Raw genomic sequence first — 20,757 nt, forward strand, 5'->3', positions numbered from 1 at the left:
GGGAACGCGAACGGCCCGACTCGTTTCACGGGCCGGGGGTACGTTCCAGCGTACGTCTCTGCCGCTGGACTTGGTCGGGGCTGTGGACAACCAGGGGGCTCCGCCCCCTGGACCCCCGTCTTGCCCACTCAACCCCGCCCGTCTCGGTCAGTTGAAAAGTGGGACTTGAAAGACAAGCGCAAAAAGCACGCGCAAAAAGCACGCGCAAAAAAGACAACCACAAAAACACCGGTGCCCGGAGGCTCCTCCAGCCTCCGGGCACCGGGTCGCGCACCCTCTACTCCGTCGCGATCGCGTTCAGCACGTTCATCCTGCCCGCCCTGAACGCCGGGATCAGCGCCGCGAACAGGCCCACGAAGGCCGAGGCGATGAAGACCGTGATGATCGTCGGCCAGGGGATGTCGAGGACGTTGAGGCCCTCCAGGGTCAGGAGTTTCTGGGCGGTGGCGCCCCAGCCCATGCCGAGGCCGAGGCCGAGGAGGGCGCCGAAGAGGGCGATGACGACCGACTCCAGGCGGATCATGCGGCGCAGCTGGCGGCGGGAGAGGCCGATGGCGCGCATGAGGCCGATCTCGCGGGTGCGCTCGACCACGGAGAGGGCGAGGGTGTTCACCACGCCGAGGACGGCGACGATGATCGCGAGGGCCAGGAGGCCGTAGATCAGGTTCAGCATCCCGCCGATCTGGTCCTTGAACGCCTTCTTGTAGTCGGTCTGGTCGCGCACGGTGTACTGCGGGTAGTCGCGCAGGGCCGACTTGAGCGCCGTGTAGGCGGCCGCCTGCCGGCCGTCCTTCGCCGTGGCGAAGACCAGGACGTCGAGCGGCATCCGGTCGGCGGGGATGTACCGCTTCACCGTGGCGATGGAGGCGTACATCGCGCCCTTGTCGACCATCCCGGCGTCGCTGGTGATCGCGCGGACCGTCAGCTTCGCGGTGCGGGCGTCCGTGAAGGCGACCGTGACCGTGGAGCCGACCTTGATCCCGTGCTCGCGGGCGAAGCCCTCGGGGACGGACATCGAGTCGGCCCGGTAGGCGTCGGCGAGCGTGCCGGAGACGGTCTCGGTGCGCAGGTCCTGGGCGTAGGTCGGGTCGGCGGCGTTGATCGTCTCCTTCTTGGCGACCTTGCCGTCGGGGGTGGTCAGGTTCGCGGGAACGGCCTTGTACTCGGTGACCCGCCCCAGGTCCGGCGTGTCCTTGACCGCCCGCACCGCCTGCGGGGTGATCAGGCCGCCGTTGTCGTTCTGGATGATGAAGTCCGTACCCACGGTCTTGTCGAGCTGGTCGGTGGCGGAGGCCACCATGGAGGAGCCGACGACCGACAGGCAGGCCACCAGGGCCAGACCGATCATCAGGGCGGCGCCGGTCGCACCGGTGCGGCGCGGGTTGCGCAGCGCGTTGCGCTCGGCCATGCGCCCCACCGGGCCGAAGACCCTGAGGACGACCGCGCCGAGGACACGCACCACTCCCGAGGCGAGCAGCGGGCCGACGACGACGAAGCCGAGCAGGGTCAGCACGATGCCGAGGCCCAGCCAGCCCGAGCCGGTCCTGGCCTGGTCGGCGGCGGCCGCGGCGTACAGGCTCGCGGCGCCCGTGCCGGTCAGGACCAGGCCGATCAGGGCCCGTACGACACCCGCCCTGGCGTCGGCCGGGGCGCCCGCGTCGCGCAGGGCGGCCATCGGGGAGACCTTGCCCGCGCGGCGGGCCGGCAGGTAGGCCGCCAGGACGGTGACGACCACGCCGAGCAGCAGGCCGAGGGCCGGGGTGGTCCAGGCGACGGTCAGGTCGTCGGTGGACAGATGCATGCCGATCAGGCCCATGCCCTTCATCAGGCCGACGGCGATGCCGATGCCCGCGCCGACGCCGAGGACGGAGCCGACGACACCGAGGAGCAGGGCCTCGACGAGCACCGAGCGGTTGACCTGGCCGCGCGAGGAGCCGATGGCGCGCATCAGGCCGATCTCGCGGGTGCGCTGGGCGACCAGCATCGAGAAGGTGTTGACGATCAGGAAGATGCCGACCAGGAAGGCGATGCCGGCGAAGCCGAGCATGGCGTACTTCATGACGTCGAGGAAGCTCTTGACGTCCTGCTGGTTGGCGTTGGCGACCTCCTTGGCCGTCTGCACCTTGTAGCCGCCGCCGAGCGCGGCCGTGACGTCCTTCTTCAGCCGGTCGTCGGAGACGCCCTTGGCGGCGGTGACGTTGACGTTGGTGTAGACGCCGGTGCGGCCGACCAGGGTCTGCTGGGCGGTCCTCGTGTCCAGGTAGAAGATCGCCGCGCCGGGGTTGGTGACGGTGAAGGTGGCGATGCCGGACACGCGCGCGTGGTGCGTGCCGAGCGCGGTGATCAGGCCGATGTCGTCACCGAGGCGCAGATGGTGCTTCTTCGCGGTGTCCGCGTCCACCATGATCTGCCCCGAACCATGGGGCGCCGCACCGGTGGTGACCTTCATGGTGCGCGCGTCGTTGCCGTTCCAGCTGCCGACGATGGTGGGCGCGCCGCTCTTGGGCGAGAGCCGCTCCTTGTCGGCGTCGACGACGGTGACCTGGGTGGAGAACACCGTGCCCTCGGCCGATCGCACCCCCTGCGCCTTGCGGATCTCGCCGAGCACGGAGGCGGGCATCACCGGCGGCTTGCCGGTGCCGGACATGGTCTCCCCGGTGTCGGAGGCGCTCTTGGCGCTCACCGTGACGTCCGAGGACGTCGCCTGGAAGAGTTTGTCGAAGGTGGTGTTCATGGTGTCGGTGAACACCAGCGTGCCGCAGACGAAGGCGACCGACAGCAGGACCGCGATCGCCGAGAGCGCCATGCGGCCCTTGTGCGCGAAGAAGTTGCGCATCGAGGTCTTCAGCACGGTCATGAGGTGCGCCCCCGCGCGTCGAAGTCCTTCATGCGGTCCAGGACCTGTTCGGCGGTGGGGCGGCGCATCTCGTCCACGATCCGGCCGTCGGCGAGGTAGAGCACGCGGTCCGCGTAGGAGGCCGCGACGGGGTCGTGGGTGACCATGACGATGGTCTGGCCGAGGTCGTGCACCGAGCGGCGCAGGAAGCCGAGGATCTCGGCGCCCGCGCGCGAGTCGAGGTTTCCGGTCGGCTCGTCACCGAAGATGATCTCCGGCCGGGCGGCGAGCGCACGGGCCACGGCGACGCGCTGCTGCTGGCCGCCGGAGAGCTGGGTCGGCCGGTGCTTGAGCCGCTCGGCGAGCCCGACGGTCTCCACGACCTTCTCCAGCCACTCCCGGTCGGGCCTGCGCCCCGCGATGTCCATGGGCAGCGTGATGTTCTCGAGCGCGTTCAGCGTCGGCAGCAGGTTGAACGCCTGGAAGATGAAGCCGATCCGGTCGCGGCGCAGCTGGGTCAGCTTCTTGTCCTTGAGGCCGGTGATCTCGGTCTCGTCCAGGTAGATCTGACCGCTGGTCACCGTGTCGAGCCCCGCGAGGCAGTGCATCAGGGTCGACTTGCCGGACCCGGAGGGGCCCATGATCGCGGTGAACTGTCCGCGGTCGATGTCCACGTCGACGTGGTCGAGCGCGACGACCCGGGTCTCCCCGGCGCCGTACGCCTTCACGACCTGCCGCGCCCGCGCGGCAACGGCCGTAGGTCCTCCAGTGCCCCCGTGCCTGGGTACGGTCACAGCCGATGTCACGGTATGTCTCCTATGGGATGGCAGGTCGGAGCGCGCGCCGGCGGCGCGTGCGTTCGTACGGGTTGTGTCGATGATTCTCGCGGGCCCCGGGGGTGCCGCGCGCTGGTGCGGAGCCCCCGGTCCGGGTGGGGCAAACCCCACCCCGGCGGCTCGGGTACGCCGCCCCCCCAGCGGCGTAAAGCCAGGTTAAGGAGCGGACGGGCGCCGTCTCGTCCTCCGGGGGGACGACCGCTCCCCGACCCGCGGTACGGAGATACCCCTAGGGGTGCTCCACCATCGGGTGGAGACGTTCTCAGGGTCGTCTCCACCCCCGGCCCGCACAGCCTCCACCCTCACGCGGCGTCAGGGTCAACCCTGATTCCGCCGCACCCCGCCGCATCTCGCCGTATCTCGCCGTATCCCGTGCGGGCGGCCACCGCGACAACTCCCGCGCACGCGAAGCGTGTACGGGACACCGAGGGGGCGGCGGGTCGGGGTCGGCGGCGCCGGCCGGAGTTCAGCTCCGAGCGGCCGCCATGGACGCGCTCAGGCGGTCGCGGAGGTGGTCCACCTGCTGCCGCACCTCGTCCCAGATCTCGCCGTGTTCGCGCAGGACGTGCTCGGTCTCGCGCGCGGTGCGCTCCTCGTGGTCCAGGGCAGCGGCCATGAGCGCGGCGGCTCGCGCGTCCGCCGCCTCCTGGAGCCGGGGCGCGCGGTCCTTCTCCGCGGCGAGCGTGCGCTTCGCCTCCGCGAGGGCGGCCTCCGCCCGGGCCAGCCGTTCGGCCGTGTTCACTTCGAGCGTGGCCGCCCGCTCCGTCAGCTCGTGCTCGGCGGCCGAGCGGCGCGCAGCATGCTCCCCGGGCTGCGCGGCGAGCAGGGCGGCGGCACGGTGGCGGGTCTCGCGCAGCCCGTCCAGCGCCGTCCGGCGCAGCTCGCGCACCTCGTGCCGGGTGCCGACACGCAGCGCCTCCGCCTCGGCGTGGGCGGCGAGCAGCCGCTGCCGGGCAGTCTCCACCGCCTCGGCGCACAGCGTCTCCGCCGCCTCCCGCGTCGTACGGCGCACGCCCCGCGCGTGTTCCTCGGCGGCCGCGACCCGCTCGCGCGCCTCGTCCCGGGCGCGCTCGCGCAGCCGTACCGCCTCCTCCCGCACCAGCCGGAACACCGTGCGCGCGGGTTCGCCGAGGCTGTCGTACGTCTGCGGTTCCAGGCGGGACGCCCGCTCGCGCAGCCGCGCCGACTCCGCCGCCATGTCCCGGGCGAGGACGGTCAGCCGCGCGACGCGCTCCCACGCCTCGTCGCGCTCCCGCGACAGGGCGGCCAGACACGCGTCGACCTGGCCGGGGCGGTAGCCGTGCCCCCGGGCGGCCTTGAAGCCGTACGGCGTCGCCGATGCGCTGCTCACCCGTGGAACCCCTCTCCGCCCGGACAGTCCGACATACCCGACAGAATGATGGGATGCATGTCGAAATGAGCTGAAGAGACGTCAGGGTTCGTCAACGCGGTCGGGCCCTTCACTCCCGAGAGTGAAGGGCCCGACGCGAACGGCGGAGGGGACCGCCTGCGGCTACAGCAGCCCGTCCCACATCTGTTCCAGCAGCACCGACCACCAGGTCTCCGGCGAACCGAGCGCCGCCGGGTCCAGGGAGGCCAGCTGGGCCTGGAAGTCGACGGTCCAGCGGCCCGCCTGCTCCTGGTTCAGGCCGTAGCGCAGCCGCCACATCCGGCCGAGCAGCGCCAGACAGCGGGTGAACTCCACAAGCCCGGTGTTGACGAACTGCGGCGGCACCGGAGAGCCGCCCGGACCGCTCTCCACCGGCACCGCGACGATGTTCGCCGTGCCGTACTGCACACAGATCGCCTTGCCGAAGTCCGTGCCCATCACCAGGTACGAGCCCGCGTCCGAGGCGGACCGCACCCCGCGCTCGGCGGCCAGCTCCGCCAGCGTCGGCACCGGACGACCGGGCTGGGCCTGCGCCCAGAAGAACGGGCCCATGTCCAGCGGGAGTCCGGCCACCACGAGGGTGTGCGCCACCACCGGCGGCACACCCTGCCGCGACACCGCCTGCTGGTCGAACCGGTGCACCCCCGGCCCGAACGCCGCCGCCAGCTCGTGCGCGACACCCTCCGGCGGGACCGGCGCGGCCGGCTGCACCGGCGGCAGCGGGGCACGCACCGGCGCCGGACGCGCCGGGCCGTCCGCCACCTGGTGCAGCTCACCCTGATGCGCCAGAAGCTCCTGCATCCCCTGCTGCCTGCTCGCGTGATCCGTGCCGTACGGCGCGATGCTCGCGATCCGCGCCTGCGGCCACTGCTCCCGGATCATCCGCGCGCAGTACGCCCCCGGCAGCTCGCACGACTCCAACTCCGTGTGCAGCTCCAGGACTTGATCCGGCGGCACGTTCATCGCCCGCAGCTCGTGGAAGATCTGCCACTCCGGGTGCGGCATGCCCGGCGCGGACCGCCGGATCAACTGCTGCTCGGAACCGTCCTGGGCGCGGTAGCGCAGCACCGCCTGGTAACCGGGGCCGACCGTGGGCTGCGCCGGGGGCGGATAGCCGTACGCCGGGGGCCGGCCGGGAACGGGGGCGCCCGGCGGGGGCAGCGGGGCGCCGTGCGGGGGCATGGCACCGGGCGGCGGTACGGCTCCGGGGGGCGCGCCGGGAGGCGGCATGGCACCGGGCGGGGGCGTCGCGCCGGGGGGCGGGGACATGGCTCCCGGGGGAGGCATGGCACCCGGGTACGGCATCGCACCGGACGGCGCCGGGCCGGTGGGCGCGGGGCCGGTAGGCGGCGGCATCGCGCCCGGCGGTACGGAACCGGGGGGCGGCGGTGTGGCTCCACCCGGCTGCGGCACGACCCCCGCGGGAGGCGGCATCGCACCGGACGGGGGCGTCGGACCCGACGGCGCGGGGCGGGGGGCGCCGGGACCCGACAGCACGCCAGGGGCAGGCGGCGTACCCGGACCCGACGGCGCGCCGGAGCCGGGCGGGGTGCCCTGGGCCGGAGGCGTGCCGGGGGCGGGCGACGGGCCCGGCTGGGGCCGCGCGCCCGGCGCGGACACGAAGCCCGGCGCGGGCTGCGGCGGCGGGGGCACTCCGGGACCACCCACCGGAGGCGCGGCCAGCACCGTCTCCGCGTGGTCGGCAACACCGGGCGCACCGGCGGGCCTGGGCGCGCGTGGCACACCCGGGGGCGTACCCGGCGCGGTCTGCTGCGGGGCACCGGGCGACGTGGCCAGTGGAGCAACGCCGTCCCGGCCCTCCGGACCGAGCGCCGAGACCAGCTGGGTTGGCACGTACTCGTCCCCGGCCGCACCACCGGGACGCGCGCCCGGCGTGCCGGGAGCGCTCGGCGGGGGCGGGGGCGCGCCCTGGCCCTTGCGCGGCGGGGGCGCCGCCTTGCTCGTCACGGCGTCGGCGATGTCACCGGCGTCCGGCGGCACCGGACGTCCCGGACGCGCGTCGGCGTCGCCACTCGGCGGAGGGGCGTAACCCGGCCGCACGGCACCGGGGGCCGTCACCTCCGGGGTGACCGCCGTGGGCGGCAACTGGCTGCCGCCCGACATCAGCGCGGTCTCGGCGCCCGGCTCGGACGCGGGCGGGCGCGGGGCGCCGTCGCCCACCGGGGGCGAGAACACAGTGGCGGGCAGCGGTACGGAGCGGTCCTCGCCCTCGTCCGCGTTGGTGTCCGTACCCGCCCAGGGCGTCCTGGAGGCGTCCTCGGCACCGGCCGGGGGCCACGCCGTACCGCTCCCGTCCCTCACGGGCACCCCGGGCCGCGTCTCGGCGAGCCCGCCACCGGGTCCGCTGCCCGAGCCCTCACGCGGGCCGGGCACACTCCCCGGACCGGCCTCGGGGACCGGCCTCGGAGCCGGGGCCGGGGTTGGGGTCGAGGCAGGGGTCGGGGCAGGGGCCGCACCCGGGACCGGCCCAGAGGCCGTACCCGCGGCGGGAGTTGAAACCGACCCCGCCCCGGACCCCGAAGGCGCCCCCAGCTTCTCCGCCGCCTCCTGCAACCACTCCGGCGGACTCAGCAGGAACGACGTCTGGTTCAGATCCACCCGCGCCGCGGCGGGCACCGGCACCGCATCCTCGGGTTCGTCGGGACGCCCGTACGTCTCCTCGTAGCGGCGGATCACCTCGCCCACCGGAAGAGCGGGCCACAGCGTCGCCTCACCGCTGTCGCGGGCGATCACCAGCCGCTGGGCGCCCGCGTCCACCCGCGGACCCTCCGCACGGTCCTCGCCCCAGACCACGAAACCCAGCTCGAACTCCCGCACCCGCACCTCGCGATGCTGGTACGCGGGAACGTCCCCGTTGATCCACTCCTCGGCGCGCTCCTGCGCCTGTGCGAACGTCACCATCGCCGGAAGCTCACTCCCCCGCAGCCGAGGACACCGGCACCGCACGCGCGAAGCCGCCGTCCACCATCAGACCCGCCACCGTCTCCAGCTCCGGCGGATCGCCCGCGAGCCGCGACAGGAACGCGTCGAAGTCGTCGCCGCACGGCAGCAGCAGCCGCTCCACCCGCTCCGCCGGAGACCACGCCGGATCCACGTCCCGTACGTCGTCGTACGCGCAGAACCACACCGAACCCGCCCGCTCGCCCCTGACCTTCACCGCGAGCAGACCGCCCTGCACGAACCCGACACCCAGGTAGTCCTTCGTCAGGTGGTCGCGCAGACACTTGTTGACGTACAGCAGGTCGTTGACCGCCGCCTCGTCCCGCACCGTGAAGAACGGCTGGTCCACCAGCAGCCCCAGCTCCGCGTCCAGCGCGGCACCGACCGGCGCACAGCCGCCCGCCGCCTTCAGGAACGAGCGGTACGCGCCCGGCAGCCGGTACCCGAGGTCCTCCTCGACCCCCTGCACCTGCGACTCCGTCACTGCCACACCCGACTTGGGCAGCCCGAAGTGCGCCGGACGCGTCTCCGGAAGCGGCCGCGTCCCCCGCTTGTCGTGGTCCACCACCGCCGTCGCCAGGCCGCCGTGATGCCGCAGCAGCGCCTTCACCTCGACCGGAACCAGCTCCAGACGGCGCGAACCCGCCACGTGATGCCACGTCCAGCCGTGCGGCGTCGCCACCTCCGGCACCGTGTCCCACAACTCGTGCCCCGAGGCCGCCAGCGCCGCGTTCGCCGACACGTAGTCCGTCAGCCGCAACTCGTCGACCCCGAAACCCTCCGGCGGATCCGCGATCTCCGCCGCCGCGCGCGCGTACGGCGCGAAATCGGGATAGCCACGCCCGTCGACCCGTACCCCTCGCGGATGACGCGCCGCCCGCACCGGATCCGGGAAGTGCACGACCTGCCCGGCATAGGCCGCGTTCGGCGGCGCGGCCTCCTGCCCGAGCCGACCTGTCGTCATGGCGGTTGCCCCCTGCGGCACTCTGTACGAGCCGGCGCCCGCGCCCTCGACCGGCGCACCCCGACCCGTATCCGACTGTCTCAGGCGTCACCGACGCCCCGACCGCGACCGGCGCGGTGTCCGACAGCCTATGCCGTACGCGCACACCGGTCACCGGGCCGCCGGACCACCGCCCCGAGGGCCCGCCGACCCTCCCCGTCCACACGACATACAGTCACACAGCGTCACGCTTCTGGCGTGTCGCGCCGCCCCAGCTTCCGCAGCCGCCACGGCATTTGGCACTCTGTGTCCCTCGGGGGAGCCCCAGGGGAGGGAAAGACGATCATGAGCACGATGGCCACCAAGAGCACCGACACGCCCTCCGGCGACCCCCGCATCGGCTGGAGCGCCACCGACGCGCCCCCCGCCCCCACCCTCCTCCACCGCCGCGACGGCATCCTCCCCACCATCGCCGCCGCCCTCTCCGTACGCGGCGAGACCCTCACCGGAACCGCCGCACGCGGCGACCGGCCCCCCGCGCTGCACCCCCTCGTCCAGGACTTCCTCGACACCCTCACCAGCAACCAGCGCGACCGCTTCACCGGCCGCTGCGCCGAGACGATCCTCATCTCCCGGCACCTCCACACCCTCGAGGCCGCCCGCAGCAAACGCGCCGCCCGCAGACCCCTCACCAACGGCGAGGCCCGCAAATCCCTCAAGCAGGCCAAACTCACCGCCCGCCGCATACGCGAGGACGGCGACCCCCTGCACGGCAACTTCGCCGCCCCCTGCCGCGCCTGCACCGCCCTCAGCGCCCACTTCGGCGTCCGCATCGTCGACCCGGCCACCGGCGCCAACTGACACCCCGGCCCGACCGGTCACCGGAACCACCGCACGCACGACGACCGCACCGCACGACGATCGAAGGCACATGCACCCCAACCGCACCACCACACCCGGCACCACCATCAGCCACCCACCGGCCCCCCGCTTCCCCGGCGCCGCCGACAACGCCCTGCGCACCGCCGGCTGGCACCCCGGACGCTGGAACATAAAACAGGCCGAGATCTGGGCCGACACCCTGCGCGAACACCTCTCCCCCGCCGGACACCGCCACACCGTCTTCCCCGCCGCCGTCGAAGCCTGGGCCGAATTCGGCGGACTGCGCGTCAACCCCACCGGCACCGGCCGCCAGGTCGCCCCCGCCACCCTCCACCTCGACCCCCTGCACGGCCTCCACCTCGCCCGCACCCTCGGCGACCTCGGCCGCGCGCTGGGCACCGAGGTCAGCCCCCTCGGCGAGGAAACCGCCACCGCCGCCCTCCTCGCCATCGACGCCGAAGGCCGCGTCTACGCCCTCGACCACAGCGGCGACTGGTACCTCGGCCCCGACATCGACCACGCCCTGACCACCCTCGTCATGGGCACCCACCCGGTACGCCTGACCGCAGGCTGAGCGCGACCGCTCCCCGACAGCACCACACCGCGAAGCCGGGAGCCGGGGAGCCCCCTCACACCGCCGGAATCACCGCCGACACCCGGAAGCCGCCCTTCTCCGTCGGCCCCGACACGAACACGCCCCCCAGCGCCAGCACCCGCTCCCGCATCCCCAGCAGACCATTGCCGCCCGACGGCAGCCCCGCCGCCGACGCCGACGCCACCTCCGGCGGAGACTCGTTCTCCACCTGCATCGCGATCTCCGCCCGCCGATGCGCCAGCCGCACGAAGGTCCGCGCACCCGCCGCGTGCTTGTGCACGTTCGTCAACGCCTCCTGCACCACCCGGTACGCCGTCTGCTCCACCACCGCCGCGTACGCACGCACCTCGCCCTCCACCGACAGAGCCACCACCATCCCCGCCGCCGCGGACTGCCCCACCAACTCCTCCAGCTCCGCCAGACTCGGGCCGTCCAGCACCTCCTCGGCCGCCGCCCGCGACGCCGCCTCCGCGGCCGCCACCCCCACCGCCGCCAACGGCACCGGCTCGGCACTCCGCCGCACCGCGTCCCCCGACCGCAGCACGCCCAGCATCTCCCGCAACTCCGTCAACGCCTGCCGGCCCATGTCCCCCACCAGCGCCGCGTTCCGCACCGCCTTCTCCGGGTCCTTACGGGCCACCGCCTGCAACGCCGCCGCGTGCACCACCATCAGACTCACCCGGTGCGCCACCACGTCGTGCATCTCACGGGCGATCCGCGTCCGCTCCTCGCCCCGCGCCCACTCCGCCCGCTCCTCCGCCCGCTCCGCGAGTAGCTGAAGCTCCCGCTCCAGACTGTCCGCCCGCTCCCGCAGACTCTCCATCAGCCGACGCCGCGCCCCCACGTACAACCCCAGCAGCAACGGCGGCGCCGTCAGACCCAGCGAGGTGGTCACCGCGGCGAACGGCACGAACCAGTCGCCCAGCGTCAGATCCCCCCGCGCCATGTCCTGGCGCACCCGCACGAACGTCACGATCATCGTGCCCACCAGCGACATGCCCGCAAGGGCCACGATGATCCGGCGCGGCAGCTCGCACGCCGCCAGCGTGTACAGCCCCACGATGCCCATCAGGAAGCCCATCTGCGCCGGGGTGATCGCGATCGCGACGAGCACGACCGCCACCGGCCACTTCCTGCGCACCAGCAGCACCGCACCGGCCAGCAGCCCGAACACGATCCCCACCGACAACGGCACACCCGCGTCCCGGGCGAACGGAACGCCCTCCGCGCCGCACTCCACCGCGGACGCCAGGGCCAGCGCACCGTCCAGCGCCGCGCCGCGCCGCCTCTCCCACCACCATGGGCCGGTCAGGGCCCTGGCGCGGTCTTCCCCCGTCGTGGTCATGCCTCCAGCCTACGGGCGCGGAGGGCGGCTTTTCCGGCGAGTTTCACCCTCCGCCCGGATCACACACCGTAATCGAATGTCCTCGAAACCAGCCGAAATCGCTCGAACTACTGAACCCCGGCCCTTCACCCCCCGACCTACCCGTTCCGCCCGGACGGTATGCACATGGCACATTCACCGGGCAACGGCGGGCGGTACGCGGACTTCGAGGCGTTGCGGGAGCGAGCGGTGGCACTCCGCCGCGCGGGGCTCAGCCTCCGCCAGATCCGCGACGAACTGAAGGTCTTCAACAACGACCTCCTCAACCGCCTCGTCCACGGCGAACCGCCCCCGGAGTGGACGAAACGCCCGAACGCGAAGGACGACCTGCGCGAACGGGCGCGGGAGCTACGGCTGCAGGGGTGGACGTACGACCGGATCCAGCTGGAGCTGGGGTGCTCCAGAAGCTCGGTGTCGCTGTGGGTCAGGGACCTGCCGAGGCCGAGTCCCCGCCACACGCCGGAGGAACAGCAGGCGCTCATGCGGGAGGGCCTGGCGCGGTCCCGGGCCGTGGAACGGTCGAAGCGGGAGGAGTCCAAATCAGCGGCGGTACGGGACGTGGCCGACCTGACGGACCGCGAGCTGTTCGTGGCCGGAGTGGCGCTCTACTGGGCGGAGGGCGCGAAGAGCAAGCCGTACGACCGGCGCGAGCGCGCGGTCTTCGTCAACAGCGACCCGGGGGTGATCAAGACCTACCTCGCGTGGCTGGATCTTCTCGACGTCGACCGCGCGCGCCTGGGCTACCGCATCCTCATCCACGAGTCGGCGGATATCCCGGCCGCCCACCGGTTCTGGGCCGAGGTGGCCGGTGTCGACGTGTCCGTCTTCGCCAAGCCGACCCTGAAGAAGCACAACCCGAGGACGGTCCGCAAGAACACGGGCGAGGGCTATCACGGCTGCCTGGTCGTGACCGTCGCCCGAAGCGGCCACCTGTACAACCGCATTGAGGGCTGGTGGGGTGGAATCGTGACCCAGGCGCAGGCACGCCTCGGGTAAGGTCTGAAGCGCTGTCCCCCGTGGTGTAACTGGCAGCACACTAGATTTTGGATCTAGTAGGACAAGGTTCGAATCCTTGCGGGGGAGCCACAGCACGCGAGACCTCAGTTCGGGTCCTGACCGGCATCTCACCGGCAGGACCCGCTCTCATGTCCCCCAGAATTCACCCCGGTATCCTGCGGGCGTCACCCCCCACACCCTTCAGAGCCGAAAGGCAACTCCGTGAGCGCCATTCGCCCGGCAGCCGTCGTCGTTCTCGCAGCGGGTGAGGGCACCCGTATGAAGTCCGCCACACCGAAGGTGCTGCACGAGATCTGCGGCCGTTCGCTGGTGGGTCACGTGCTGGCCGCCTCCCGTGAGCTGGACCCGGAGCACCTCGTCGTCGTCGTGGGTCACGCCCGCGAGCAGGTCGCCGCGCACCTGGCGGAGATCGACCCCGGCGTCCGCACCGCCGTGCAGGAGACGCAGAACGGCACCGGCCACGCGGTGCGGATGGCGCTGGAGGAGCTGGGCGGTCCCCTGGAGGGCACCGTCGTCGTCGTGTGCGGTGACACCCCGCTGCTGACGGCCGACACCCTGCGGGACCTGGCCGGTACGCACCACGCCGACGGCAACGCGGTGACCGTGCTGACCGCCGAGGTCCCGGACGCGACCGGGTACGGCCGGATCGTGCGGGACGCGGCGACCGGCGCGGTGACGGCGATCGTGGAGCACAAGGACGCGACGGAGGCCCAGCGGGCGGTCCGGGAGATCAACAGCGGTGTGTTCGCGTTCGACGGCCGGCTGCTCGCGGACGCGCTGAAGCAGGTGCGTACGGACAACAGCCAGGGCGAGGAGTACCTGACGGACGTGCTCGGCATCCTGCGGGAGGCCGGGCACCGGGTGGGCGCCTCGGTGGCCGGGGATCACCGGGAGATCGCCGGGATCAACAACCGGGTGCAGCTCGCGGAGGCCCGCCGCACCCTGAACGACCGTCTGCTGACGGCCGCGATGCTGGACGGCGTGACGGTGGTGGACCCGGCGACGACGTGGGTGGACGTGACGGTCACCTTCGGCCGGGACGCCCTGGTGCACCCGGGGACGCAGCTGACGGGCGCGACGCATGTCGGCGAGGGCGCGGAGGTCGGCCCGAACAGCCGGCTGAACGACACGCACGTGGGCGCGGGCGCGCGGCTGGACAACACGGTGTCGGACGGTGCCCGTGTCGGTGAGGGCGCGTCGGTGGGTCCGTACGCGTATCTGCGGCCGGGGACGCGCCTTGGTGTGAAGTCCAAGGTGGGCACGTACGTGGAGACGAAGAACGCGTCGATCGGTGAGGGGACGAAGGTTCCGCATCTGTCGTACGTGGGGGATGCGACGATCGGTGATTTCACGAACATCGGTGCCGCGAGCGTGTTCGTGAACTACGACGGTCAGGACAAGCACCACTCGGTGATCGGGTCGCACTGCCGGACCGGCGCGGACAACATGTTTGTGGCTCCCGTCACGGTCGGGGACGGCGCCTACACCGCCGCGGGGTCCGTGATCATCAAGGATGTGCCGCCCGGTTCGCTGGCCGTGGCGCGTGGCCAGCAGCGCAATATCGAGGGCTGGGTGGGCCGTAAGCGGCCCGGGAGCGCGGCGGCGAAGGCGGCCGGTGAGGCGTCCGGTCCGGCCGGGGAAGAGGGCTGACGGGACCCGGGGAGGTCTCGTCCGGACCCCTTCCGGACACGAGTGCGTCAAACACGGCGTACCGTGATAAGTGCACACCCGCACCCCCTACCAGCTGATTCGGCCCTCTCGTGCCCAGCCGAGAGGCCGCTTGGCCGAGGCTGGCTGACACACCTCTGAGGAGACAGTGCTGTGACCGGGATCAAGACGACCGGCGAGAAGAAGATGATGTTCTTCTCCGGCCGCGCCCACCCCGAGCTTGCCGAGGAGGTCGCCCGCGAGCTCGGCGTCGGGGTCGTCCCGACGAAGGCCTTCGACTTCGCCAACGGTGAGATCTACGTCCGCTACCAGGAGTCGGCGCGTGGCGCGGACTGCTTCCTGATCCAGAGCCACACGGCTCCGATCAACAAGTGGATCATGGAGCAGCTGATCATGATCGACGCGCTGAAGCGTGCGTCGGCGCGCTCCATCACGGTGATCGTGCCGTTCTACGGCTATGCCCGTCAGGACAAGAAGCACCGCGGCCGTGAGCCGATCTCGGCGCGGCTGATCGCGGACCTGATGAAGACGGCGGGTGCGGACCGCATCCTGACGGTGGATCTGCACACGGACCAGATCCAGGGCTTCTTCGACGGTCCGGTGGACCACCTGTTCGCGCTGCCGCTGCTGGCGGACTACGTGGGCAGCAAGGTGGACCGGGACAAGCTGACGGTCGTGTCGCCGGACGCGGGCCGGGTGCGGGTGGCGGACCGGTGGTGCGACCGGCTGGGCGCTCCGCTGGCGATCGTGCACAAGCGCCGGGACAAGGACGTCGCGAACCAGGTGACGGTCCACGAGGTCGTGGGCGAGGTCAAGGGCCGGGTGTGTGTGCTGGTCGACGACATGATCGACACGGGTGGCACGATCTGCGCGGCGGCGGACGCGCTGTTCGCGCACGGTGCCGAGGACGTCATCGTGACGGCGACGCACGGTGTGCTGTCGGGTCCGGCGGTGGACCGGCTGAAGAACTCGCGGGTGAGCGAGTTCGTGTTCACGGACACGCTGCCGACGCCGGGTGAGCTGGCGGCGGACCTGGAGAAGATCAAGGTGCTGTCGATCGCGCCGACGATCGCGAACGCGGTGCGTGAGGTGTTCGAGGACGGCTCGGTGACGAGCCTCTTCGACGAGCAGTGAGGTTTCTGCAGGCCCGTCTCGCGGGCTAGTTGAAGATCCTTTTGGGTGCGGCCTCCCCCGCCGAGTAGACTGCTGAAGTTGCTCGGCGAGGGAGGCCGCACTCGTGTTCTCACGAGGTGGCTGTCCGTTATCGACGCGCTCTTCGTAGCAGGCCGTTCGTGGCCGGGTGACCACGTTCCTACTACCTCTACGAGGAGTGATTCACATGTCCGAGGTGAAGATCGCCGCCGAGACCCGCACCGAGTTCGGCAAGGGTGCGGCCCGCCGCATCCGCCGTGACAACAAGGTTCCCGGTGTCCTCTACGGCCACGGCTCCGAGCCGCTGCACCTGACCCTCCCGGGCCACGCCCTGCTGCTCGCGCTGCGTACGCCGAACGTCCTGATCTCCCTGGACATCGACGGCAAGACCAACGAGCTGGCGATCCCGAAGGCCGTCCAGCGCGACGCCGTCAAGGGCTTCCTCGAGCACGTCGACCTGCTGCTGGTCAAGCGTGGCGAGAAGGTCACCGTCGAGGTTCCGGTCGTCGCCGAGGGCGAGCTGGCCCCGGGTGGCAACCTGCTCGAGCACGTGCTGAACGCCCTGCCGGTCGAGGCCGAGGCCACGCACATCCCCGAGTCCCTGACGGTCTCCGTCGAGGGCCTGGAGGCCGGTGCCTCGATCCACGCCAAGGACATCAAGCTGCCCGCCGGTGTCTCGCTGGCCGTCGACGCCGACGCCGTCGTCCTGCAGGTCCTGGCCGCCCAGGCCGAGGAGGCCCCGGCCGCCGAGGCCGCCGAGGGTGACGAGGCCGCCGAGGCCTGATTCGGCCCGGTTCTGCCGCCGCGTCCGTGGCGGTAGCCCGTATTCGCTCCAGCCGCTGCTTCCCTAGGGGTGTTCCCTTGGGGGAGCAGCGGCTGTCGCACGTGAGGAGACAGGGACGTGAGCACGTCCGAGAGTGCCCCCTGGCTGGTCGTCGGGCTCGGCAATCCGGGTCCTGAGTACGCGATGAACCGGCACAACGTCGGTTTCATGGTGGCGGATCTGCTCGCGGAGCGGATCGGCGGGAAGTTCAAGCGGGCGTCGAAGGCGCAGGCGCAGGTGCTGGAGGGCCGGATCGGTCCGGTGGGTCCGGCCAACCGGCGGGTGATCCTGGCGAAGCCGATGTCGTTCATGAATCTGTCGGGCGGCCCGGTGAACGCGCTGCGGGACTTCTACAAGGTGCCGGTCGACCACATCGTGGCCGTGCACGACGAGCTGGACATCGACTACGCGACGCTGCGGCTGAAGCTGGGCGGCGGCGACAACGGGCACAACGGCCTGAAGTCGATGACGAAGGCGATGGGCGCGGAGTATCACCGGGTGCGGTGCGGGATCGGCCGTCCGCCCGGGCGGATGCAGGTGGCGGACTTCGTGCTGAAGGACTTCTCGTCCACCGAGCGCAAGGAGCTGGACTGGTTCGTGGACCGGGCGGCGGACGCGGTGGAGTCGTTGGTGACGGAGGGCCTGGAGCGGGCGCAGTCGGCGTACAACTCCTGACTTGTCCGGTCTCCTCCGTACCGGAGTTGACCGGCCATGGGGGTATGGCCAATGATCCCGGCCATGCCTGCCAGAGCCAGTTCCGTCCGCCGGGCTTCCGTGACCGCGCTGGGGGTGGGGCGGGCCGTGCTGATGGGCATGTGCGCCGCGCTGATCCTCTTCGCCGGGGCGTGGGGTTCCTGGGGCACCGCGCAGCACGTGATGCTGCCCAAGGGCCGTGAGCACGGCACGATGCGGGTGACGGACTGTTCCGGCGACCGCTGTACGGGCCCGTTCACGCCGGTGTCCGAGGGCGCGGTGCCGCGTGACCGTGTGGTGCTCGCGAAGACCGTCGCGGTGCGGACGGGCCGGACGTACGACGTGACGGTGGAGCCCGGTACGGACGTGGTGGTGCGCTCGGGACTTTCGGGGACGCTGTTCGCGTGGCTGCCGCTGGGCGGGGCGCTGGTGCTGGCCTCGGTGGTGGTGGCGGGCGGGATGCGGCTGACACGGACCGGCTGGGTGATGGGGACGCTCGGCGTGGTGCTGCTGGCGGGAGCGTTCGTGACGGCGCAGTGACGTACGAGGGCGCCCCCTGACCCGTGCGCCCTGATCCCGACATGACGGTGCCCCCGGAGCCTTGCGGCCGCCGGGGGCACCGTCGTGTGTACGGCGGGGGTGTCAGCCGGTGTTGCGCAGGCCGGCCGCGACGCCGTTGACGGTCAGGAGCAGGGCGCGGGCGAGGAGGGGGTCGGGTTCGGCGCCCTCGGCGGCCGCGTCGCGCTGGCGCTTGAGCAGGGCGACCTGGAGGTAGGAGATCGGGTCGAGGTAGGCGTCGCGGATGGCGACGGTCTGCCGCAGCACGGGCTGGGCGTCGAGGAGTTCCTTCTCGCCGGTGACGCGCAGGATCTCGGCGACGGTGAGCTCGTGCTCGGCGCGGATGGTGTCGAAGACGTGCCGCAGGTTGTCGGGCACGAGGGTGTCGACGTAGTGCTGGGCGATGCGCAGGTCGGTCTTGGCGAGGGTCATCTCGACGTTGGAGATGAAGTTGCGGAAGAAGTGCCACTGCTCGTGCATCTCGTCGAGCACGGTGTCGAGGCCCGCCTCGCGCAGCGCCTTGAGGCCGGAGCCGACGCCGAACCAGCCGGGGACGATCTGCCGGGACTGGGTCCAGCCGAACACCCACGGGATGGCGCGCAGTCCGTCGAGCGAGACGCCCGAGCCGGGGCGGCGGGAGGGCCGCGAGCCCAGGTGCAGGTCGGCGAGCTGGTCGACCGGGGTGGAGGCGAGGAAGTACGTCGGCAGGTCGGGGTCCTCGACGAGCTCGCGGTAGGCGGAGTGGGCGGCGTCGGAGACGACGTCCATGGCCGCGTCCCAGCGGGCGAGGGCCTCGTCGGACTGGCGGGGGGCGGTGTGCAGGGCGGACGCCTGGAGGGTGGCGGCGACCGTGAGTTCCAGGTTCTCCCGGGCGAGGGAGGGGATGAGGTACTTGTCGGAGATGACCTCGCCCTGCTCGGTGACCTTGATCTCGCCCTCCAGGGTGCCCCAGGGCTGGGCGAGGATCGCGTCGTGCGAGGGGCCGCCGCCGCGGCCGACGGTGCCGCCGCGGCCGTGGAAGAGGCGCAGCCGGACGCCGTAGCGGTGGGCGACGTCGCGCAGTCGGCGCTGGGCGCGGTGGATCTCCCACTGGCTGGTGGTGATGCCGCCGAACTTGGAGGAGTCGGAGTAGCCGAGCATGACCTCCTGGACGTCTCCGCGCAGCGCGACCAGGCGCCGGTAGGAGGGGTCGGAGAGCATGTCCTCCAGGATGGTGTCGGCGGCCTTCAGCTCGTCGGTGGTCTCCAGGAGGGGGACGATGCCGATCTTGGCCCAGCCGGCGTGCAGGTCGAGCAGTCCGGCCTCGCGGGCGAGGACAGTGGCGGCGAAGACGTCGTCGGCGCCCTGGCACATGGAGATGATGTAGGACTCGATGACCTCGGGTCCGAAGACCTCAAGCGCGCGCTTGACGGTCTGGAAGACGCCGAGGGTCTTGGCGGCGGCCGCGTCGACGGGGGCCGGGCTCGGGGCGAGCGGGCGGCGCGAGCGCAGCTCCTTGGCGAGGAGCTTGGCGCGGTAGTCGCGGGGCATGTCGGCGTAGCGCCAGGACTCCTCGCCGAGGCGGTCGAAGAGCTGGCCGAGGGCGTGGTGGTGGGCGTCGGCGTGTTCGCGGACGTCCATGGTGGCGAGCTGGAGGCCGAAGGCGGCCAGGGTGCGGATGACGCGGGCGAGGCGGCCGTCGGCGAAGAGGGCGCCGCGGTGTGCGCGCAGGGAGGTCTGGATGATCCGCAGGTCGGCGAGGAGTTCGGCGGTGCCGAGGTAGTCGCGGCCGTCCTCGTGCGGGATGTTGCGGGCCAGGCGCTGCTTGGTGTTCTCCAGCTTCTGGCGGATCGCGGTGGCCTTGAGCCGGTAGGGCTCCTCGGCGTTGAGGCGCTTGTAGCGGGGGCTGATCTCGGGGAGCCGGTCGAGGTCCTCCCGCAGGGAGGTGAGGAGTTCCTCGGTGGCGCCGGTGTAGCGGATGGAGTTGGAGAGCAGTCCGCGCAGCTCGTCGATCATCTCCAGGGCGTCGTTGATGCCGTGCTCGTGCTGGAGGATGAGGACGTCCCAGGTGACCTGGGGGGTGACGTTGGGGTTGCCGTCGCGGTCGCCGCCGATCCAGGTGCCGAAGGTGAGCGGCCGGGTGTCGTCGGGCAGTTCCACGCCGACGCGCTCCAGTTCGGCGGTGAGGTCCTCCAGGACGTCGCCGACGGCGTGGGCGTGCAGCTCGTCCAGGTAGTAGATGGCGTTGCGGGCCTCGTCGGTGGGCTCGGGGCGTACGACGCGCAGTTCGTCGGTCTGCCAGACGAGGTCGATGTTCTCGGCGAGGCGGACGTCGTGGCGGCGGCGGTCGGAGTCGAGGACGGGGGTGTCCAGGAGTTCGGCGACGCGCCGGAGCTTGTTGAGGACGGAGCGCCGGGCGGCCTCGGTGGGGTGCGCGGTGAAGACGGGCCGGACGTTGAGGTTGCGGACGGTCTCGCGGACGTGCTCGGGGTCGGCGTCCTTGAGGCGGTCGGCGGTGCGGGCGATCAGGCCGCCCTCGGCGGCGCGGCGGGCGCGCAGTTCGCGGCCTCGGTGCACCTGCTCAGTGACGTTGGCCAGGTGGAAGTAGGTGGAGAAGGCGCGCACGAGCTTGGCGGCGGTCTCCAGTTCGGTGCCGCGCAGCAGTTCGGCGGCGGCCTCCCCGTCCTCGCGGGTCAGGCGGCGGACCTTCTCGACCAGCTCGAGGAGTTCGGGACCCTCCTGCCGTACGAGGGTCTCGCCCAGCAGGTCGCCCAGGCGCCGGATGTCGGCGCGCAGCTCACTGCCGGTCGTGGTGGTCTGGTCGTCGGCACTGCTCACAGGTGCGGCTCCTTGCAGTGGTGAAGCTCGTCCGGGAAGGAATCCGGGACATCCGTCCATTGCGGCGCAAAACGCCGCATACGGTCCGGAACGTCCGGGAAGTAAACAGAGCGGACCGCGCTGTCCGACCGCTTCCAAGGATAGGTGTCCACCGGGACGCGCAGGGTCTGGGGCCCTTGCCGCGACCCTGCTCGCTGCCATA

15 protein-coding genes and 1 tRNA gene are annotated in these 20,757 nt (G+C 72.0%); 9 read left to right on the forward strand and 7 right to left on the reverse strand.

The window, feature by feature from the left end:
- Positions 1 to 277: 277 nt before the first annotated feature.
- The 5 genes from AB0E91_RS14635 to AB0E91_RS14655 all read right to left on the reverse strand — a co-directional run bounded on the left by AB0E91_RS14635 (position 278) and on the right by AB0E91_RS14655 (position 8,987).
- Positions 278 to 2,857: an FtsX-like permease family protein gene (locus AB0E91_RS14635; protein WP_361780387.1), complete on the reverse strand. Its 2,580-nt coding sequence runs from the start codon at positions 2,855 to 2,857 to the stop codon at positions 278 to 280.
- Entirely contained in the window at positions 2,854 to 3,642 is a 789-nt protein-coding gene (locus AB0E91_RS14640; protein WP_161181570.1) for an ABC transporter ATP-binding protein, read from the reverse strand. Before AB0E91_RS14640 ends, AB0E91_RS14635 begins: the two co-directional genes overlap by 4 nt.
- Before the next feature lie 496 nt (positions 3,643 to 4,138).
- Entirely contained in the window at positions 4,139 to 5,023 is an 885-nt protein-coding gene (locus AB0E91_RS14645) for a cellulose-binding protein (RefSeq protein WP_361780391.1), read from the reverse strand.
- 162 nt (positions 5,024 to 5,185) lie between these two features.
- Positions 5,186 to 7,984 (reverse strand): SUKH-4 family immunity protein, encoded by a 2,799-nt coding sequence (locus AB0E91_RS14650; RefSeq protein ID WP_361780394.1) that lies wholly within the window; start codon positions 7,982 to 7,984, stop codon positions 5,186 to 5,188.
- Positions 7,985 to 7,994: 10 nt separating this feature from the next.
- Entirely contained in the window at positions 7,995 to 8,987 is a 993-nt protein-coding gene (locus AB0E91_RS14655; RefSeq protein WP_361780397.1) for an SMI1/KNR4 family protein, read from the reverse strand.
- Positions 8,988 to 9,311: 324 nt separating this feature from the next.
- Here AB0E91_RS14655 and AB0E91_RS14660 point away from each other — a divergent pair, with 324 nt between their 5' ends.
- On the forward strand, positions 9,312 to 9,827 hold the full coding sequence (locus tag AB0E91_RS14660; protein ID WP_361780400.1) for a YwqJ-related putative deaminase: 516 nt from the start codon (positions 9,312 to 9,314) through the stop codon (positions 9,825 to 9,827).
- A 70-nt stretch (positions 9,828 to 9,897) separates the two neighbouring features.
- Positions 9,898 to 10,422: an SUKH-3 domain-containing protein gene (locus AB0E91_RS14665; protein WP_361780403.1), complete on the forward strand. Its 525-nt coding sequence runs from the start codon at positions 9,898 to 9,900 to the stop codon at positions 10,420 to 10,422.
- A 55-nt stretch (positions 10,423 to 10,477) separates the two neighbouring features.
- Here AB0E91_RS14665 and AB0E91_RS14670 read toward each other — a convergent pair whose 3' ends face one another.
- Entirely contained in the window at positions 10,478 to 11,788 is a 1,311-nt protein-coding gene (locus AB0E91_RS14670) for a histidine kinase (RefSeq protein WP_361780406.1), read from the reverse strand.
- A 165-nt stretch (positions 11,789 to 11,953) separates the two neighbouring features.
- Between AB0E91_RS14670 and AB0E91_RS14675 the strand changes: the two genes are divergently transcribed.
- The 7 genes from AB0E91_RS14675 (at position 11,954) to AB0E91_RS14705 (ending at position 17,720) form a co-directional block, all read left to right on the forward strand.
- Positions 11,954 to 12,823 carry a hypothetical protein gene (locus tag AB0E91_RS14675; RefSeq protein ID WP_361780409.1) on the forward strand — a complete coding sequence of 290 codons (870 nt, stop codon included), beginning with the start codon at positions 11,954 to 11,956 and terminating at the stop codon, positions 12,821 to 12,823.
- A gap of 14 nt (positions 12,824 to 12,837) precedes the next feature.
- Positions 12,838 to 12,913, forward strand: a tRNA-Gln gene (locus AB0E91_RS14680).
- Between the two features lie 132 nt (positions 12,914 to 13,045).
- On the forward strand, positions 13,046 to 14,494 hold the full coding sequence (gene glmU, locus AB0E91_RS14685) for a bifunctional UDP-N-acetylglucosamine diphosphorylase/glucosamine-1-phosphate N-acetyltransferase GlmU (protein WP_361780412.1): 1,449 nt from the start codon (positions 13,046 to 13,048) through the stop codon (positions 14,492 to 14,494).
- A 171-nt stretch (positions 14,495 to 14,665) separates the two neighbouring features.
- Complete coding sequence (locus AB0E91_RS14690) at positions 14,666 to 15,646, forward strand: ribose-phosphate diphosphokinase (protein ID WP_361111875.1); 981 nt, start codon at positions 14,666 to 14,668, stop codon at positions 15,644 to 15,646.
- Between the two features lie 205 nt (positions 15,647 to 15,851).
- The gene (locus tag AB0E91_RS14695) at positions 15,852 to 16,448 is read left to right on the forward strand and encodes a 50S ribosomal protein L25/general stress protein Ctc (RefSeq protein WP_361780416.1); all 597 of its coding nucleotides are present in this window, start codon (positions 15,852 to 15,854) and stop codon (positions 16,446 to 16,448) included.
- 117 nt (positions 16,449 to 16,565) lie between these two features.
- Entirely contained in the window at positions 16,566 to 17,162 is a 597-nt protein-coding gene (pth, locus tag AB0E91_RS14700) for an aminoacyl-tRNA hydrolase (RefSeq protein WP_361780419.1), read from the forward strand.
- Between the two features lie 63 nt (positions 17,163 to 17,225).
- Entirely contained in the window at positions 17,226 to 17,720 is a 495-nt protein-coding gene (locus tag AB0E91_RS14705; protein ID WP_361780422.1) for a hypothetical protein, read from the forward strand.
- A 102-nt stretch (positions 17,721 to 17,822) separates the two neighbouring features.
- Here the strand turns inward: AB0E91_RS14705 and ppc are convergent, their stop codons facing one another.
- The gene (gene ppc / locus AB0E91_RS14710; RefSeq protein WP_361780425.1) at positions 17,823 to 20,555 is read right to left on the reverse strand and encodes a phosphoenolpyruvate carboxylase; all 2,733 of its coding nucleotides are present in this window, start codon (positions 20,553 to 20,555) and stop codon (positions 17,823 to 17,825) included.
- Positions 20,556 to 20,757: the final 202 nt, after the last annotated feature.

Source organism: Streptomyces sp. NPDC026659 (assembly GCF_040638245.1).
Classification (GTDB): domain Bacteria; phylum Actinomycetota; class Actinomycetes; order Streptomycetales; family Streptomycetaceae; genus Streptomyces.

What these genes read in the sequence shown, in the direction of transcription:
- AB0E91_RS14635 (WP_361780387.1), bottom strand. Translation starts at nt 2,857, where the DNA reads ATGACCGTGCTGAAGACCTCGATGCGCAACTTCTTCGCGCACAAGGGC.
- AB0E91_RS14650 (WP_361780394.1), bottom strand. Translation starts at nt 7,984, where the DNA reads ATGGTGACGTTCGCACAGGCGCAGGAGCGCGCCGAGGAGTGGATCAAC.
- AB0E91_RS14655 (WP_361780397.1), bottom strand. Translation starts at nt 8,987, where the DNA reads ATGACGACAGGTCGGCTCGGGCAGGAGGCCGCGCCGCCGAACGCGGCC.
- AB0E91_RS14660 (WP_361780400.1), top strand. Translation starts at nt 9,312, where the DNA reads ATGAGCACGATGGCCACCAAGAGCACCGACACGCCCTCCGGCGACCCC.
- AB0E91_RS14665 (WP_361780403.1), top strand. Translation starts at nt 9,898, where the DNA reads ATGCACCCCAACCGCACCACCACACCCGGCACCACCATCAGCCACCCA.
- AB0E91_RS14670 (WP_361780406.1), bottom strand. Translation starts at nt 11,788, where the DNA reads ATGACCACGACGGGGGAAGACCGCGCCAGGGCCCTGACCGGCCCATGG.
- AB0E91_RS14675 (WP_361780409.1), top strand. Translation starts at nt 11,954, where the DNA reads ATGGCACATTCACCGGGCAACGGCGGGCGGTACGCGGACTTCGAGGCG.
- AB0E91_RS14695 (WP_361780416.1), top strand. Translation starts at nt 15,852, where the DNA reads ATGTCCGAGGTGAAGATCGCCGCCGAGACCCGCACCGAGTTCGGCAAG.
- AB0E91_RS14705 (WP_361780422.1), top strand. Translation starts at nt 17,226, where the DNA reads ATGCCTGCCAGAGCCAGTTCCGTCCGCCGGGCTTCCGTGACCGCGCTG.